A 16137-nucleotide genomic window follows, 5' to 3' on the forward strand; every position below is an offset into this window, starting at 1 on the left:
TCGTGCAGCGCCTGCCCGTTGCCACCCAGGTTCGCCGCGCCCGTGCGCAGCAGCTCCGACAGCGCCCCGTCCGCGTTGGCCCCACCCGGCCCCAACGCGGTCGCCAACCCGTCCAGACTGGCGTACAACTGGTCCAACTCCACCGGCGTGGCCGTGCGCTCCCTCGGGATCACCGCGTTGTCCCCCAACCGCGGCCCACCCACGTACACCGGCGCCAACTGCACGTACCGGTCACTGACCACACTCGGCGCCACCACCACCGCCCGCGCCTGCTCCGGCACGGCCACCGCCCGGTCCACCGACAAACCCACCCGCACCCGCTCCCCCTCGGGCACCACCTCGTCCACCGAGCCCACGCGCACGCCCAACACCCGCACGTCCGACCCCACGTACACCCCCACCGCCGAGGAGAAGTACGCGGTGATCCGCCGACTGTTCGCGCCCCGGAACACCCACCACAGCGCCCCCGCCACGACCAGGACCAGCACGCAGGCCACGGCCAGGTACCTGGTCAGCCGGGCGCTCCAGCCGAGGTGGCTCATCGGCCACCGTCCTGCGGTCGGGGCGGGACGCAGCCCGAGGACGGTGTCGCCGGCGGTGCGGCGACCAGCCCGCACAGGTAGGAGTCGAGCCAGCGGCCGTTGCCCATGGCGTTGCTGAGCAGGCGGTAGTACGGGCCGAGCAGTTCCAGGCTGCGGTCCAGGTCGTCCTGGTTGCGCCGCAACACCTCGGTGACCTCGTCCAGCTGTTCCAGGGCCGGGCGCAACCGCGCGGTGTTGTCCGCGACCAGCCCGGACAGCTCGGTGGCCAGCCGCTGGGTTCCGGTCAGCAGCGCGCTGATCGCCTCCCGCCGCCGGCCCACCTCGGCGAGCACCACCTCGCTGTCGGCGAGCAGCCGCTCGAACTGGTCGTTGTGGTCGGCCAGGGTGGTGCTGAGCTGGCGGGTGTTGGCCAGCAGGGTGGCCAGCCGCTCGTCGCGCGAGGAGATCGTCCGGGACAGTGTGGACAGTCCGGCCAGCGCCTCGCGCACGCTGTCCGGGGAGTCCCGGAACGTCTGCGACAGCACGGTGAAGCTGTCGGCGAGCTGCGTGGTGTCGATCTGCCCGACCGTGGTGGCCAGGCCGTTGAACGCCTCGATCACGTCGTAGGGCGCGGCCGTGCGGGTGCGGGGGATGGGCTGGTCCGGGTCGAGGGGTGCGCTGCCGACCGGGTCCAGGGCCAGGTACTTCTGCCCCAGCAGGGTCTTGACCCGGATCGCGGCGGTGGTCTGGTCGCCGACCCAGACGTCGCTGACCCGGAAGGCGACCAGCACGTGGTCCCCGGCCAGCCGCACCGAGGTCACCTCGCCGACCTTGAACCCGGCCACCCGCACCTCGTTGTCCGGTGTCAGGCCGGCGGCCTCGGAGAACTCCGCGGTGTAGGTGGTGCCGCCGCCGATGATCGGCAGGTCCTCGGAGTTCGTCGCGGCCAGCACGAGCAGGCCGAGCAGGACCAGGCCGACCAGCCCGGTCCGCACCGGGTTGCGCGCGCGGGTGTCGCGCCGGTCGTGTCGCGTCATCCGTGGCACCTCGTTTCGGTCACCGGGATGCCCACGGGTGGGCCGCCGGGGGGTGTCGGCGCGTCGGTGGACGCCGAGCAGAGGAAGTAGTTGAACCAGGACCCGTAGGACACGACCCGGCCGAGCGCGTCGAGCTTGACCGGCAGCCGCCGCAGGAACTCGTCGAGCACCGGCTGGTTGTCCGCCAGGGTGCGCGACACCGCGCCCAGCGCGGCGATGTCGTCCTTGAGCGGCTGGCGGCCCTGCTCCAGCAGGCCGGCGGTGCTGTCGGTCAACGCGGCCAGCCCGCTGATGGCGTTGCCGATGGGTTCGTGGTCGGCGGCCAGCCCGGACACCAGCTGCTGCACCGTGGTGACCAGTGTGGACAGTTGGTCGCCCCGGGAGTTCACCGTGTCCAGCACGGTGTTGAGGTTGTCGATGACCTCGCCGATCACCTGGTCCTTGCCGGCCAGGGTGGTGGTGAGCGAGGCGGTGTGCGCGAGCAGGCTGTCCACCGTGCCGCCCTCGCCCTGCAGCACCTGGATGATCTCGTGGGAGAGCGTGTTCACGTCGTCCGGGGACAGCGCCTGGAACAGCGGCCGGAACCCGTTGAACAGCACGGTCAGGTCCAGCGCCGGCCTGGTGCGCTCCAGCGGGATCACGCCGCCGGGCGGCAGCACCGCGTTGACCGGGCCGGGCTCGCCCTGCTCCAGGGCGATGTAGCGCTGGCCGACCAGGTTGCGGTACCTGATGGTGGCGGACACCGACGCGGACAGCCACCGGTCACCGTCCACGGAGAACTCCACGGACACCTGGTCGTGGGCGAGCAGCCGCAGCCGCTCCACCTGTCCTATTCGGACACCCGACATGCGGACGTCGTCGCCCTCGGCCAGCGCGGTGACGTCCGAGAACACCGCGCGGTAGGTCCTGGCGTCGCGCACCGCGGTGTTGGCGATGGTCAGCGCCAGCACCGCCGTGGCCAGCACGGTGACCACCACGAACGCGGTCAGCTTCACCAGTGGCGCGAGCACGCCGCGCCCCGCCGCCTGTCCTGGAGAACTCATCGGCCCCCCACCGCTACCTGGTCAGGGTCATGGTCAGGGTGTTGCCCGGACCGGAGATCAGCCCGGTGAACAGCGCGTCCAACGGCTCGGACGTGCCGCAGCCGGCGAACTCGGGGATGGTGTAGGTGGCGGTCAGCGTGCCCCCCTTGGTCGGCTGCAGCGGTCCGGTGAGGTCGATCGAGGCCGGCCGGACGGTCTGGCAGCTGGGTCCGACGTTGAGCGGGGCGCCGCCCATCATCACGTCGCTGAGCTTGATGATCACCTGCGAGTTGGCGGTCGCGATCCCGCGCTGGTAGATCCCGCTGACCCGGGCCGCCGGCAGCATGTCGACATTGCTGGTGCTGGGCACGAAGTTGAAGTTGACGAAGTAGCTGGCGGAGGTCGGCAACGACATGTCGCCGACCAGGACGCCGGTCTGCAGGTTGATGCTGGTGCTCATGGAACCGGGCCCCAGCCTCATCTCGGAGCCGAACTTGGCGATCCTGGACGTGCCGTTCATGACGTAGGTCAGGTCGAGCAGCGGACGCACCTCGCCGTCCGGCGGCGGCTGTCCCTGGTCGCCGCCGCCCCGGGGGTCGCCGCCCGACCCGTCCCCGTCCGGTTCGGACGGTGGTGGGCTGGCCGGCCGCGAGGACAGCGCCAGGCTCGTTGGCGCACGCGGCGGGGACGTCCGCTGCTCGCCGGGAGCCCGCCCCGCCGCGGTGACCACCACGGTCGCCAGGGTGGCGTCCTGGTCCGCGTCCTGCGTGCAGGACAGCACCGCGGCCCCCGGGTCGGTGCCCTTGCCCTCGGGGCCGTCCAGGCTCAGGGTGACGCTGACCGCGCCCACCGCGAAGGTCACCGGGCCGGGCCGGGGCATCGCCAGCGGCGCCAGGTCGGCGCTGCCGGCCAGCACGAGTTCACCGCTGGCCGGCAGCGGGGTGGCCGGCACCACCAGGTCCGGCAGCATGACGTCCTGGGACACGTCGTGCTGCCGGGTGCTCACCCCGACCCGCACCGCGCCGTGCACCGCCCGCGCGCCGCGCGCCGCCAGGGTGAGCGCGGTGGCCTCCGGCAGCCGCAGGGTGGCCGTGAACCCGGTGACCTGGAACTGGTCCCCCACGCGCACCTCGTCGGGGAACCCGGCGGCGAACTCCACGGTCACCGGCCGCGGGTCGGCCGAGTCGACCTGGCAGGTGTAGGCCAGTGCGGTGGTGGTCGGCCCGGCCACCGCCGACCCGGCCGCCACCACCACCGCCCCGACAAGCCCCACCACCACACCGACCGCCAGCGGGCGGCGCGGCCGGTGGGGTGCGGGCAACCCGGATGTCCTCATCGCGCTGGGTGTGGTCCGGTCAGCGCCGCGGCTCGGTCGCCAGTGGGGCGGACGCGGCCACCGGGATGGACGTCAGCAGCGTGTTCTGCCCCGCGTCCACCACGCAGTCCAGGTGCAGCGGCCCCAGTTCGGTCAGTGAGCCGTCGGCCTTCTTCGGCAGCAGGTCGGAGGTGAAGTCACCCACGTTGATCGCGGCGTTTCCCGCGTGGGTGACGGTGAAGGCCGGGACCGGGCCGGAGGCGACCACCACCATGTCACCCGTGGGCGGCACGGCGGTGACCGGCACGTTCAGGTTGGGGATGGCCACCGCCTGGCTGGTGCCGGCGCCGTCGGTGACCCTGACGTTGGCCGCGGCCGAGCCCTCGACGGTGGCCCCGTCCAGCAGCCGCAGCACGTCCACGGTGTCGGCCGGCACGGTCACGGTCGCGGAGAAGCCCGTGGCCTGGATGGGCTGGTTCACCACTCCGGAGTTCGGGAAGGTGACCTTGATCGCCACGCTGAGCGGACCCGGCCCGATCAGCGGGAACTCACAGGTGTAGTTCAGCGTCTTGGTGACCGTGGCGGCGGCCGCGACACCGGAGCCGAACAACCCGCTGCCCAGCCCCGCGAGGAGCCCGACGGCGGCGACGACGCCGACGCGGCGCGCCCGTACCAACAATCCGTTCGGTCTCATTTCTCTCTCCCAACCAACAATCATCACGAGAACTGCGAAATGCCACGAGGGTCGGCCGGTCAATAGCGGCGGACAGCGCGACAAAACCACGAGAAGACCAACCGCGACGAACCGGCCAAACAATAGTTGGACGTCTGCACCTCCGACCAGCAGAACGTTACTGGCCGGTCACCTGGCACACAAGAACGCGTGAAAAAATACGCCGAACGGCATCCGCGAGCACTGTTTTTTGTAGCAAAGTGATAATTTCCGCGCCGTGACCTCATCCCTGCGGCACAACAGGAGCACCGCCAGCCGCGCACCCGTCCGGGCCGCTCACCCGCTGTCCGACCGCCCCACCAGCGGACCGGCCGACAATCCCGGTGAATCGTTTCCGAGCCCGCGCCGAAACGTTATCGAATCAGCGCCGGAGCGCCCACCCCTCACTTTTTCGCCAGCCCGTCAGTCCGCCGGACGGACCAGGTGAGCACATCCGGGAAACCGTTCCTGGTCGACCGACCGGACGAACCGGTGCGACCGGCCCGAACCGGTTCCCGCGACGCCCACCATTGTTGGCCGCGACAATCCACGCCGATCACACATCCGGTGCGGGCGGAGCGCGACCATCGAGGGACGGGTGACTCCGCTGCGTGCCCAGGCGCGCTGGTCGTCCCCACCGCTCGTACCCTCGATCGCGTGAGAGCGACGGAACCTGATGACATCGACTTCGCCAACGCCCGCGTGTACGCGGTCCCGATGCGCACACCGTTCCGTGGCATCACCGTCCGCGAGGGGATGCTGATCGAGGGGCCCGCCGGCTGGGGCGAGTTCTGTCCGTTCACCGAGTACGACGACCAGGTCAGCGCGGCCTGGCTGGCCACGGCCATCGAGCAGTGCGCGACCGGCTGGCCCAGTCCGGTGCGCGACCGGATACCGGTCAACTGCACGATCCCGGTGGTCCCGGCCGAGCGCGCGCACGAGATCGCGGCGGCGTCCGGCTGCGGCACCGCCAAGGTCAAGGTCGCCGACCGCCCCGACTCCCACCAGGAGGACCTGGCCAGGGTGGCGGCGGTGCGGGCCGCGCTCGGTCCGGGCGGCGCCGTCCGGGTCGACGCCAACGGCGCGTGGGACGTGGACACCGCCGTGCGCCGCATCTGGGAACTCGACCGGGCCGCCGGCGGCCTGGAGTACGTGGAGCAACCCTGCGCCACCATCGAGGAACTGGCTCAGGTGCGCCGCCGCACCCGGGTGCGCATCGCCGCGGACGAGTCCATCCGCCGCGCCGAGGACCCGCTGCGGGTCGCGGTCGCCGGCGCCGCCGACATCGCCGTGATCAAGTGCACGCCACTGGGCGGGGTGCGCCGCGCCCTGGAGGTGGCCGAGGCCGCCGGCCTGCCCTGCGTGGTCTCCTCGGCCCTGGAGACCAGCGTCGGCCTGGCCGGCCAGCTCGCCCTGGCCGGCGCACTGCCCCACCTCGACTTCGCCTGCGGCCTGGGCACCCTGTCCCTGTTCACCGGTGACCTGGTGCCGGCGGCCGAGTCACTGGTCACGGTCGACGGCCAGCTGCCCGTGCCCACGACGCCCCCGCGCCCGGACCCCGACCTGCTCGCCGAGTTCGAACTCACCGACCCGGAGCGCCGCGCCTGGTGGCGGGCCCGGCTGGCGCGCGCCCGCGCCGCGCTCGCCGCGTGGCGCTGACCCGCCCGCTCAGTCTCAGTCCCGGGTCTCCGCGACCAGCTCGCCGATCGCGGCCACCAACTGGCGTGCGCTCGCGGGCGTCAGCGTGACCCAGCCGCCCCGGCGCAGGTGCATGATCCGGCCGGCGGGCACGTCGTGGAACCCGACCACCCGCCGGGCCCGGCGCCACGTGCCCGTCGACCCGGACACGGTGACCCCGAACTGCCCCCGCCAGCCCGCCCCGTCCACCATGCGCGCCACGGCCCGCGCCTGCGCCGGCCGCACCCCGCGCCGGGTCAGCACGTCCGCGAGCACACCCACGTCACCGGTGCGCTCCTGGGCGGCCTCGGCCACGGCCTCGTCCAATGTGGACGATTCCAGGCTGACCGAGTCCCAGCGCGGCGCCTCGGCCGGCGGCAACAGCCCGACGAGTTCGGTGCACAGCGCCGGTTCCGGCAGCGTGCGCGTGACAACGCTGTGCTCCTCGTCGTCGATCACGGCCAGCACCGCCGAGGCGCCCGACACCGCGCCCCACGCCCGCAGCCGCCGTTCGGTGTGCAACCGGGCGTCCACCGCCCAGGAGAACCGCGCCAGCCCGGCCAGCTGCCCGGCCAGGTCCGGGTGCACGCCCCGCCGGTCGGCCAGCCCCCTGGCGGCCAGCGAGTCCAGTGTGGACTTGACGAGGGTCTCGCGCTCCGCCCAGGTGCGCCCGGGGCTGGGCAGGTCCAGGGCGTGGGGCAGCTCACCGAGTTCCAGCACCCGCCAACACACTTCGAATTCCTCGGTGGACAGCTCGACCGGTGTCCACTCACCTATGGCAGCAGTCATCGCCTCACCAGCAAGCGACCGGGGATCAGGGGTTCGGGACGTCGAACGGGACGAGAGCGCGATCAACGGTTCGGCAGCTCACCGATCACCGGTGGGGCCACCTTCTGCCCGGCCTCGTCGTCGAAGAAGTACTCATCGGTGGGGCGGGCGTACCTGTCGGAGTGCTCCAGGTCGTCCTCGCCCGGGCCGCCGGGCCGCCCGGCCGCACCCACACCCGGTCCGGGGCCGGCGCCGGCGGCACGCCCGGCGGCGGGTGCGGACGCCGGGCCGGGGCGGTTGCCCGCCGCCCCACCAGCCCGCTCGTCCGCGAACGCCCCGACACCCGGTCGAGCCACCCCGCCAGGACTCCCGCGACCGTGCCCGCCCCGGTCGGGAACGCCACCGGGGACGCCTCCGCGCACCCCAACGCCAGGAAGGCCGGGCGAGCCGACGCCACCCACACCGCCACCACCGCGCCCGGCCGGCACACCCGGTCCCGGAGCAACCCCACCTACCGGCAGCCCCCACGCCTGCTGGCGCTGCGCTTCCCGCTGCTGCCGCAGGGTGTCCGCGTACTCCCGGCGCAGCTGTTCGAGGCGCTGCCGCTCCGCCTCCGCCGTGCTGTCCACAACGGACGCCTGCTGGGTCCGCCCAGCGGTTCCCGGCACGGGCCGCGCCCCCGGCACGAGATCCCGCCCCTGCTGCGCCGGCACCGCGTACCGGTGGTCCGGTTCGGGAGTGGGCACCGCCGGCACGGGCTCCGAGCGCACCTGGCCCCCGGGCGGGACGGGCCGCGTGGGCGGGATGTCAGCCTGGCCGGCGCGCCGGTCAGCGGAGTACGTCGTCGGATCAACCGACTGGACGTGGGTGGACTCGACCGCCGGAGCCGGGTTCACCGCCATCTTCGGCGGCTCGGTCAAGCTCGGCAGGCTCCTCACCCTGTCCCGCGTGGCCGACTCGTACTCGTAGAGCGCCCGGTTCGCCTCCGCGTCCGCCTGCCGGTACGCCGCCACCTTCTCCTGCAGGTCGGTCTGCACGGCGAACACGCCGAACGTCCACGCGTTGGCCGTGATCGCCATGCCGTCCTGGAGGCGGTCGCCGAAGCTCTGCTCCAGGCTCGGCACCGGCGGCACCTTGTTGCGCACGTCGCCGACGGCGGTCGCCTGCTCCTCGACGCCCCGACTGGCCTGGCCGGTCATGTCGCCGGAATCGCTCAACCAGGCGGCGGCCGCCAGGAACCGCGCGCTCGCCGCCTCCGCCGCGGCCCCTTCCCACGATGCCCCCACATCGGAGATGGCCCGCCGCAGCCGGTCCTCGGACTCGGCGATCTCATCGCCCAGCCCGCGCAGCCCGTCCTGGGTGCTCGTCAGGGCCAGCGGTCCGGTCCCGGTCCGCATCCACTCGTTCTTCTCCTCCAGGGTCATCGCCTCGAACCGGTTGTGCCGGATCTCCGCAGCCATCGCTCCCCCTCCGCGTCGTGGTCACCTCATCGTCCGCAACGTCCGGACCGCCAGCTCCGCCCCCTGGCCGGCCTTGGCGCACATCTCGTCCTGGGTCAGCGCACCCGCCGTGATCAGCGTGAACTGCACGTCCAGGTTCTGCCCCTCGGCGACGTCCACCACCACGCTGCACGCCGTGTCCGCACCCACCCGGATCTCCACCGCGCCGAAATCCCCCACCCGCACCACCCGCGCGTCACTGGCGCGCTTCTCCCGCAACCAGACGGTCGCTCCCTCCTGGGCAACAGCCACGATCGACCAGCCATAGCGCGGCTCGCCCCGGTACTTGCTGTAGGCGCACGCGTGGTTGCCGAAGTCGTCGGCGTTGTCCACGTCCAGGCTGGGAGCGACGTCCGCACCGAGTTCCCGCTGTTGCTCGGCGGTCAGCAGCCGGCACGGGTCAACGCCGTCCACCCGCAGCTCCTCGGGGCGCGCCGGCAGGTTCTCCGCGTCAGCGCCGCGGCTCCCGCGCACGGAGTTCGCCCCGGACGACGCCCCGGGAGAAGCCACCGGCGTCCCCCCGGTGACCCCGGAAGCACACCCGACGAGCACCAGCCCGACGAGCACCAGCCCGACGAGGACGCCGGCGGTCGCGCGAGCGACAGCGCGGCGAGCGGTGGTTGGCGAAATCAAGCACGGCTCCTTCAGGAATTCCCGTCGGCTTCCCACTGCTCCGGCGACTACTGGCCGGCATTCCCACCCAGTGCGCGAGCAATGTCGTCGTCCGTGTATCCGTAGGACTTGGCCGTCACGACCAACTCGTCCGCCGTGGCCAGCAAATTGGCGACGTACTGCCGCGCCCTGGCGATGTAGGAGTCCGGCGCCTCGATCAGTCGTTCGTTGAGCACATCGGCCAGGTCCGCGCTGACCGGATCGCCCAGGGCCGGTTCCGAGCGCAGTTGTCTCGCCCGGTCATCGACGGACATGCGCATCCGGTTCGCCTCGTCCTGGCACAGCTTCGCCACCTGCAGGACGTTGTCCCTGGTGACGGTGACCTCACCGCCACCCGCACCCCACGCCTGGACCGACGGCTCAGTCCGGCTGTCGCCGTTCCACGGCCGATCCACGCCACGCCACTCATCCACTCGCCCCCCTGCGTCCACTATCGGTTTCAGCAGTGCACCGACTGTAGCAATCTGGCGACTGTGCGCAGGCGGGTCGAGGGAAACAGGTGGAATTCACACGAGTGGGCTAAAAGATCAAATCTTTCGTACCCGGGACATTTCGCCTCGGCACCCGACAATCACCCACAGCACGGCACTGCTCTCGACAACGCGCCCGACACGGTGATCGATTGTTCGCCGCGCACGTGTTTCCCCGGACAATTCCCGGTTCGCTCCCGAACAGCGGGAACGCCACGGCGGAAGTCCACAGTGGAACAGGAGGGCGGAACGAATTTCCACCGCCCCGCGAACAACGGGGCGGGGCCCCGCCAGGTGCGGCGGAGCCCCACGAACCCGGAGTCAGCCGCCGCCGTGGCGGGCGACCAGCCAGTCGACGGTGAGCGTGACGGCCTCCTCGCCGTGTTGTGGCGCCGCAAAACCGTGCTCGGCACCGGCGACGGTGTGGAACTCGCAGTCGTCCTTGGTGGCGGCGGTGCGCTGGGCGATGGCGTGCGACACGTAGGTGTCCCGGTCCCCGTGGATGACCAGGGCCGGCACGTCACTGTCCACAAAGCACTCATCGGGCCGGTGGTAGTGGAACTCCTCGAACAGCACCCGGCCCAGCTCGAAACCGCCCTCGGTAGTCAGGAAGCCCTGCTCGGCCAGGGTTTCCTGCCGTCCGGGGCCGAACTGGCGCAGGCCTCCAGGCAGCTCCGGCTCGATGAACGTGCGGTGCAGGTTGAGCACCGGGTTCCACAGCACCAGGCCGCTGTACAGCTGGTCCAGGTAGGGCAGGGTCAGGCAGGTGGGCACCGCGCCGAAGCTGGCGGCGACCACCGAGACCGGCGCGGGCAGTTCGGCGTCGGCGTGGCCGACCGCCGCCTCTAAGTCGAGCATCGCGCCGGCGATGGTCACCCCGCGCTGGGTGCCTCCGCTCGCCCCGTGGCCGCGGAAGGAGAAGCGCAGCACCGCGAAGCCGGCGGCGACCAACTCCTCGGCCAGGGTGGCCAGCCGGCCGTGCGAGCCGTCCTTGTCCGCGGTGAGGCCGTGCGCGAGCACCACCGTGCCCAGGGGCGAGGTCGCGGTCGCCGGGTGGACCACGGCGTCCAGCGCCACACCGTCCACCGAGGTCAGTTCCAGCGAAGTTGGCACCAGCGGCTCCTTACACCATGCCGAGCGGGAAAGCAGGACCTGGCCACCATCTTCCCGCACCCCGGAGCGGCCCGAGCCGAGCGGTTGACCACCGGCGTGGCCGGGCGCCTCACCGGTTCGGGGCGGCCAGCGCGACACCCGGCACCAGGCCGACCGCCTGGTGTCCACTGATCAGTGGCACCGATAGGGTTACAGCGCGGGCTTGCTTAGCATCCACAGTCGCGGCCGTCGCAGGGACTCACCTCACGCGCCCTCGAACAGGTGTTCTACCATGCCGCAAACTCGGTGGCGCGGCGACCCCGCGCGCCGAGTGCGCCGGTGGGTCGGACTTCGGCCGCCGCGACCAGCATTGCAGTACCGCAGTACCACACCGCCACTGTGCCGGAGAGGAACACACCGTGAGCCCAGACTCACCTTTCGAGCAGGATGTCAAGGAAGAGACCGACGTGAACGCCCCAGCCGCGCCGAGCTCGACCAGTGCGCAGCCGGCCTCCGCTGACGGTGACGAGCAGCAGGCCGGTGCGGACGCGGGCAAGGCCACGACCGAGGCGGCCGAGGACGAGGCCGGCGCCAAGCGCGGCCGTCCCCGCAAGCAGAGCAGCGCCCGCAAGACCCGCACGGTCGAGCTGACCCTCACGCTGACCGGCACGGCCGAGGGCGAGTGGCAGGCCGATCTCGTGCACGGGACCAACCGGGTGGTCAAGGGCCTGCAGATCCCGGCCAGCGCCGTGGCCAAGGCCGCCAAGGAGCTGCACGACGACATCTCCGAGGGCATCGAGACCGTGCTGAGCGCCGCCCGCGAGCAGCACCGCGCCAAGATGGAGGCGCTGGAGGCCGAGCTGGAGAAGGTCAAGCGCGCGCTGGCCGACCTCAGCGAGTGAGCGTCAGCGGGTAACCCTCCCGCCGAGCTGTTGTCCCGGCGAGTGACTGTCGAGGGGCGTGTCCCGACCACGGGGCACGCCCCTCGGCGTGTCCGGGCACCGGCCGGGGTCAGGCGCGGATCGCGGCGAACTGGCCGGCGGGCTGGCGGTTCTGGTCGACGGGCAGGATGCGGCGGACCGGGTCGGGCAGGCCGGACCCTCGGCGCTGCCACTCCCTCGGGTAGCCGAGCGAGACCTCCTCGAACCGCACGCCGTCGTAGAACAGGGTGAGCGGGATGTGCAGGTGCCCGGACACGGCGACCTCGGCGCGGAAGCGCACGTGCCAGTCCGCGGTCCGGGTGCTGCCGCACCACATGGCGAACTGGGGGAAGCGCAGCATCCGGGTGGGGCCCTGGTGCAGCGGCCAGTGCGAGACCAGGATGGTGCGCTGGTGCTGGGGGATCGCGGCCAGCCGGGGCTCGGTGACCTCGATGCGCTGCCGGCACCAGTCGGCCCGGGTGGGGTACGGGTCGGGGTGCAGCATGAACTCGTCGGTGCACACCACGCCGGTCTCGTAGGCGTGCTTCATGGCCGCGTCCAACGAGGTGTTGGGGTCCCGGAAGCTGTAGTCGTACAACAGGAACAGCGGAGCGACCACGTAACTGCTCTCGTCGGTCTCCCACACCGGGTAGGGGTCCTCCGGGGTGAGCACGCCCAGCCCACGGCACACCTCGACCAGGTGGTGGTAGCGGGCCTCGCCGCGCAGCTGCACCGGGTCCTGTCGGGTGGTCCACAGCTCGTGGTTGCCCGGCACCCAGATGACCCTGGCGAACCGGTCCCGCAGCAGCCGGAGCGTGGCCTCGATGTCGGCGACGGTCTCGGCCACGTCACCGGCGACGATCAGCCAGTCGCCGTCGGAGGTGGGTCGGATCCGGTCGACCACCTCGCGGTTGCGCTCGTGGGAGACGTGCAGGTCGCTGACGGCAAGCAGGGATCGCGCTGACACGAGCGCCACACTACCTCGCGGGGATCTTCACCGGACCTGGTCAACATGGCTGAATTCCCGGTGGCTGGGCCATTCCCGGTGGTCGTCGCGGGCGGCGGAGCGGAACCGGACGGCCGGCGCGCGCCCCGGTGGCGCGGCAGCGGCCTGACGGTGGTGACGGCGGCGGTCAAGTCGCCACGCCGGCCTCGCCCCAACTCCGTGCCCGACTCACAGAGCGCCGACACGCGGATCATCTTGGGGGTTGCGCAGCCACTCACCCCAACATGTAGTCTTCACGCGCCGGTTGGTTCGGCGGGCCCGATGGCTCGACGAGGCAACAGGGAACCCGGTGCGAATCCGGGACTGCCCCGCAGCGGTGAACGGGAACGACCGCCGTCACCACCCCTCCCCGGGTGGTACAGCACTGGGCGCGCGAGCGCCTGGGAAGCGACGGCCAGTAGGCCCACCGGTCCACCCGGTGGTCGCCCGTGAGTCCGAAGACCTGCCACCGGCACGCGCGCCACCGGCGTGCGTCGGGCAGAGGCCTCGTGGGAGGGCCGCGTGCCGCGTCGAGTCGCGCCCGCATGGCGCCTCGGCCGGTCACCACACCGCTTCCCCCACCGCTTCGGCCCGTTGTCGAACGCTCGCGAGGAGAGAGCTGTGCCGCACGACCTGATACCCGCCGACCCGTAGCCCCACCGCCGGGTCCGGCCCCTCACCTCACCCGCCATTCCCACCCGTCCCCGCGCGCGTTCGCCCGCGCGGCGTCGGGCGATGGCGGCTGCCCTGCGCACCCGCACCGCGCACCTGCCCGCCGCGCGGGCGTTCCGCCCTGTTCCCGCACTCGATCACGACCACCTGGAGTTGTCCGCATGAGCGTTCACCCGGCCGAGGCCGCCCCGATTCCCGCCTCCGCTGACCACGCCCCCGCCGGCCTCGCCCTGGCCACCAGCGGCATCACCGTGCGGCACGCCGACGGCCGCCGCGAGCCGCTGGACCTGGACCGACTGGCCCTGGTGATCACCGAGGCCTGTGCCGGGCTGACCGGGGTGTCCGCGCAGACCGTGCTGGCCGAGGCCAGGCAGCTGCTCTACGACGGCATCACCGCGGCCGAACTGGCCCTGGCGCCGATGCTGGCGGCGCGTGCCCTGGTGGAGACCGAGCCGAACTACTCGCTGGTCAGCGCCAGGCTGCTGCTGGACAGGCTGCGCGGGGAGGCGCTGGAGTTCCTGCGCGCCAGCGAACAGCAGGCCAGCCAGGCGGAGATGGCCGTGGAGTACCCGGCCTACTTCGTCCAGTTCGTCCGGCGCGGCGTGGCGCTGGGCCAGCTCGACCCGGAGCTGGCCACCTTCGACCTGCCCCGGCTGGGTGCCGCGCTCATTCCGCAGCGGGACATGAACTTCCAGTTCCTGGGCATGCAGACGCTCTACGACCGCTACCTGCTGCACCACGACGGGGTCCGCTACGAGCTGCCGCAGGCGTTCTTCATGCGGGTGGCCATGGGGCTGGCGCTCCGCGAGGACGACCGGGAGGCCAGGGCCATCGAGTTCTACCAGCTGCTGTCCTCGTTCGACTTCATGTGCTCCACGCCCACCCTGTTCAACTCGGGCACCACCCGGCCGCAGCTGTCGTCCTGCTTCCTGACCACCGTCGAGGACGACCTGGCCGCGATCTTCCACGGGATCAGCAACAACGCGCTGCTGTCCAAGTACGCGGGCGGCCTGGGCAACGACTGGACGCCGGTGCGCGGCATCGGCGCGCACATCCGGGGCACCAACGGCAAGTCGCAGGGGGTGGTGCCGTTCCTGAAGATCGCCAACGACACCGCGGTCGCGGTGAACCAGGGCGGCAAGCGCAAGGGCGCGGTGTGCGCCTACCTGGAGACCTGGCACATCGACATCGAGGAGTTCCTGGACCTGCGCAAGAACACCGGTGACGACCGGCGGCGCACCCACGACATGAACACCGCCAACTGGGTGCCCGACGAGTTCCTCCGCCGGGTGCGGGCCGACCAGGAGTGGACGCTGTTCTCCCCGGACGAGGTGCCCGACCTGCACGACCTCTACGGCACCGCGTTCGCGCAGCGGTACGCGGCCTACGAGCGGGCCGCCGACCGGGGCGAGATCCGGGTCTTCCGCCGGGTGCGCGCCAAGGACCTGTGGCGGCGCATGCTGACCATGCTGTTCGAGACCGGGCACCCGTGGATCACCTTCAAGGACCCGAGCAACCTGCGCTCGCCCCAGCAGCACCAGGGCGTGGTGCACTCCTCCAACCTGTGCACCGAGATCACCCTGAACACCTCGGCCGACGAGGTGGCCGTGTGCAACCTGGGCTCGGTGAACCTGGCCCAGCACGTCACGGCCGACGGCATCGACCACGCGCGGCTGGAGCGGACCGTGCGCACGGCCGTGCGGATGCTCGACAACGTGATCGACGTGAACTTCTACACCATCCCCGAGGCGCGGCGGTCCAACCTGCGGCACCGCCCGGTCGGCCTGGGGCTGATGGGTTTCCAGGACGCCCTGTTCACCCTGCGGCTGCCGATGGCCTCGGCCGAGGCCGTGGAGTTCGCCGACCGCAGCATGGAGGAGATCAGCTACTACGCGATCTCCGCGTCGGCGGACCTGGCCGAGCAGCGCGGCCACTACGAGAGCTTCCCGGGATCGCTGTGGAGCAGGGGCATCCTGCCGATCGACTCGATCGGCCTGCTCGCCTCGGCCCGGGGCGCCGACCTGGAGCTGGACACCAGCGCCCGGCTGGACTGGGCCGGCCTGCGCGAGCGGGTGCGCACGGTGGGCCTGCGCAACTCCAACGTGATGGCCATCGCGCCGACCGCGACCATCGCCAACATCTGCGGGGTGGGCCAGTCGATCGAGCCGCTGTACCGCAACCTCTACGTCAAGTCCAACATGTCCGGTGACTTCACCGTGGTGAACCCGCACCTGGTGCACGAACTCAAGGCGCTGGGCCTGTGGGACGAGCGGATGATCAGCGACCTGAAGTTCTTCGACGGCAGCCTCGGCCCGATCGAGCGCATCCCCGCGGAGCTGAAGTCGTTGTACGCCACCGCGTTCGAGATCGACAGCCGGTGGCTGGTGGAGGCGGCGGCGCGCCGGCAGAAGTGGATCGACCAGGCCCAGTCGCTCAACCTCTACATCGACCAGCCCAGTGGCCGCAAGCTGGACGAGCTGTACCAGCTCGCCTGGCTGCGCGGCCTGAAGACCACCTACTACCTGCGTTCGCAGAGCGCCACGCACGTGGAGAAGAGCACGCTGCGCGGCACCGACGGCAAGCTCAACGCGGTCTCCCCGGTGCTGACCGGGCCCGCCGCCACCCCGCAGACCGCCACCCAGCAGACCGCCGCCCAGCAGGCCGCCGCCCAGCAGGCCGGGGCAGCGCAGGCCGTGGCAGCGCAGGCGATGGCAACGGGGATGGCCTGCGCCATCGACGACCCGGAGTGCGAAGCCTGCCAGTGACGCCTGGCCG

The 16137-nt window shown here is 71.9% G+C and carries 14 protein-coding genes and 1 riboswitch; of the genes, 3 read left to right on the forward strand and 11 right to left on the reverse strand.

Features of this window, described 5'->3' with window-relative positions; all coding sequences use genetic code 11:
* From LX83_RS31405 to LX83_RS31425, 5 genes are all read right to left on the reverse strand, one after another.
* Positions 1 to 542, reverse strand: a 542-nt coding sequence (locus LX83_RS31405; RefSeq protein ID WP_253778011.1) for an MlaD family protein, incomplete at its 3' end; no start/stop codon positions are given.
* A complete protein-coding gene (locus LX83_RS31410) occupies positions 539 to 1558 on the reverse strand; it encodes an MCE family protein (RefSeq protein WP_253778013.1) in 1020 nt (339 codons plus the stop codon). The genes LX83_RS31405 and LX83_RS31410, both read right to left, overlap by 4 nt.
* Positions 1555 to 2601, reverse strand: coding sequence for an MCE family protein (locus tag LX83_RS31415; protein ID WP_253778015.1), 1047 nt, complete (start codon positions 2599 to 2601; stop codon positions 1555 to 1557). Before LX83_RS31415 ends, LX83_RS31410 begins: the two co-directional genes overlap by 4 nt.
* Positions 2602 to 2614: 13 nt before the next feature.
* On the reverse strand, positions 2615 to 3901 hold the full coding sequence (locus tag LX83_RS31420) for a DUF6801 domain-containing protein (RefSeq protein ID WP_253778018.1): 1287 nt from the start codon (positions 3899 to 3901) through the stop codon (positions 2615 to 2617).
* 34 nt (positions 3902 to 3935) lie between these two features.
* Positions 3936 to 4589 (reverse strand): DUF6801 domain-containing protein, encoded by a 654-nt coding sequence (locus tag LX83_RS31425; RefSeq protein WP_253778020.1) that lies wholly within the window; start codon positions 4587 to 4589, stop codon positions 3936 to 3938.
* A 675-nt stretch (positions 4590 to 5264) separates the two neighbouring features.
* Between LX83_RS31425 and LX83_RS31430 the strand changes: the two genes are divergently transcribed.
* Complete coding sequence (locus LX83_RS31430; RefSeq protein ID WP_308204084.1) at positions 5265 to 6266, forward strand: o-succinylbenzoate synthase; 1002 nt, start codon at positions 5265 to 5267, stop codon at positions 6264 to 6266.
* A gap of 15 nt (positions 6267 to 6281) precedes the next feature.
* Here the strand turns inward: LX83_RS31430 and LX83_RS31435 are convergent, their stop codons facing one another.
* The 5 genes from LX83_RS31435 to LX83_RS31455 form a co-directional block, all read right to left on the reverse strand.
* Complete coding sequence (locus tag LX83_RS31435; RefSeq protein ID WP_253778021.1) at positions 6282 to 7073, reverse strand: ESX secretion-associated protein EspG; 792 nt, start codon at positions 7071 to 7073, stop codon at positions 6282 to 6284.
* Positions 7074 to 7135: 62 nt separating this feature from the next.
* A complete protein-coding gene (locus LX83_RS38155) occupies positions 7136 to 8512 on the reverse strand; it encodes a PPE domain-containing protein (protein WP_301329226.1) in 1377 nt (458 codons plus the stop codon).
* Between the two features lie 21 nt (positions 8513 to 8533).
* Positions 8534 to 9220, reverse strand: coding sequence for a DUF3558 domain-containing protein (locus LX83_RS31445; protein ID WP_308204085.1), 687 nt, complete (start codon positions 9218 to 9220; stop codon positions 8534 to 8536).
* Positions 9221 to 9231: 11 nt separating this feature from the next.
* Positions 9232 to 9636, reverse strand: coding sequence for a hypothetical protein (locus tag LX83_RS31450; RefSeq protein WP_253778023.1), 405 nt, complete (start codon positions 9634 to 9636; stop codon positions 9232 to 9234).
* Between the two features lie 378 nt (positions 9637 to 10014).
* A complete protein-coding gene (locus tag LX83_RS31455; RefSeq protein WP_253778025.1) occupies positions 10015 to 10806 on the reverse strand; it encodes an alpha/beta hydrolase in 792 nt (263 codons plus the stop codon).
* 446 nt (positions 10807 to 11252) lie between these two features.
* Here LX83_RS31455 and LX83_RS31460 point away from each other — a divergent pair, with 446 nt between their 5' ends.
* Positions 11253 to 11687, forward strand: coding sequence for a DUF6319 family protein (locus LX83_RS31460; protein WP_253778027.1), 435 nt, complete (start codon positions 11253 to 11255; stop codon positions 11685 to 11687).
* Between the two features lie 109 nt (positions 11688 to 11796).
* Here LX83_RS31460 and LX83_RS31465 read toward each other — a convergent pair whose 3' ends face one another.
* Positions 11797 to 12672, reverse strand: coding sequence for a metallophosphoesterase family protein (locus LX83_RS31465; protein WP_253778029.1), 876 nt, complete (start codon positions 12670 to 12672; stop codon positions 11797 to 11799).
* A 266-nt stretch (positions 12673 to 12938) separates the two neighbouring features.
* A riboswitch (cobalamin riboswitch) is annotated at positions 12939 to 13175 on the forward strand.
* Between the two features lie 348 nt (positions 13176 to 13523).
* Here LX83_RS31465 and LX83_RS31470 point away from each other — a divergent pair.
* A complete protein-coding gene (locus tag LX83_RS31470) occupies positions 13524 to 16127 on the forward strand; it encodes a ribonucleoside-diphosphate reductase subunit alpha (RefSeq protein ID WP_253778031.1) in 2604 nt (867 codons plus the stop codon).
* Positions 16128 to 16137 lie beyond the last annotated feature (10 nt).

The sequence above is a fragment of the Goodfellowiella coeruleoviolacea genome (assembly GCF_024171785.1).
Taxonomy (GTDB): domain Bacteria; phylum Actinomycetota; class Actinomycetes; order Mycobacteriales; family Pseudonocardiaceae; genus Goodfellowiella; species Goodfellowiella coeruleoviolacea.

What these genes read in the sequence shown, in the direction of transcription:
- LX83_RS38155 (WP_301329226.1), bottom strand. Translation starts at nt 8,512, where the DNA reads ATGGCTGCGGAGATCCGGCACAACCGGTTCGAGGCGATGACCCTGGAG.
- LX83_RS31410 (WP_253778013.1), bottom strand. Translation starts at nt 1,558, where the DNA reads ATGACGCGACACGACCGGCGCGACACCCGCGCGCGCAACCCGGTGCGG.
- LX83_RS31470 (WP_253778031.1), top strand. Translation starts at nt 13,524, where the DNA reads ATGAGCGTTCACCCGGCCGAGGCCGCCCCGATTCCCGCCTCCGCTGAC.
- LX83_RS31415 (WP_253778015.1), bottom strand. Translation starts at nt 2,601, where the DNA reads ATGAGTTCTCCAGGACAGGCGGCGGGGCGCGGCGTGCTCGCGCCACTG.
- LX83_RS31425 (WP_253778020.1), bottom strand. Translation starts at nt 4,589, where the DNA reads ATGAGACCGAACGGATTGTTGGTACGGGCGCGCCGCGTCGGCGTCGTC.
- LX83_RS31435 (WP_253778021.1), bottom strand. Translation starts at nt 7,073, where the DNA reads ATGACTGCTGCCATAGGTGAGTGGACACCGGTCGAGCTGTCCACCGAG.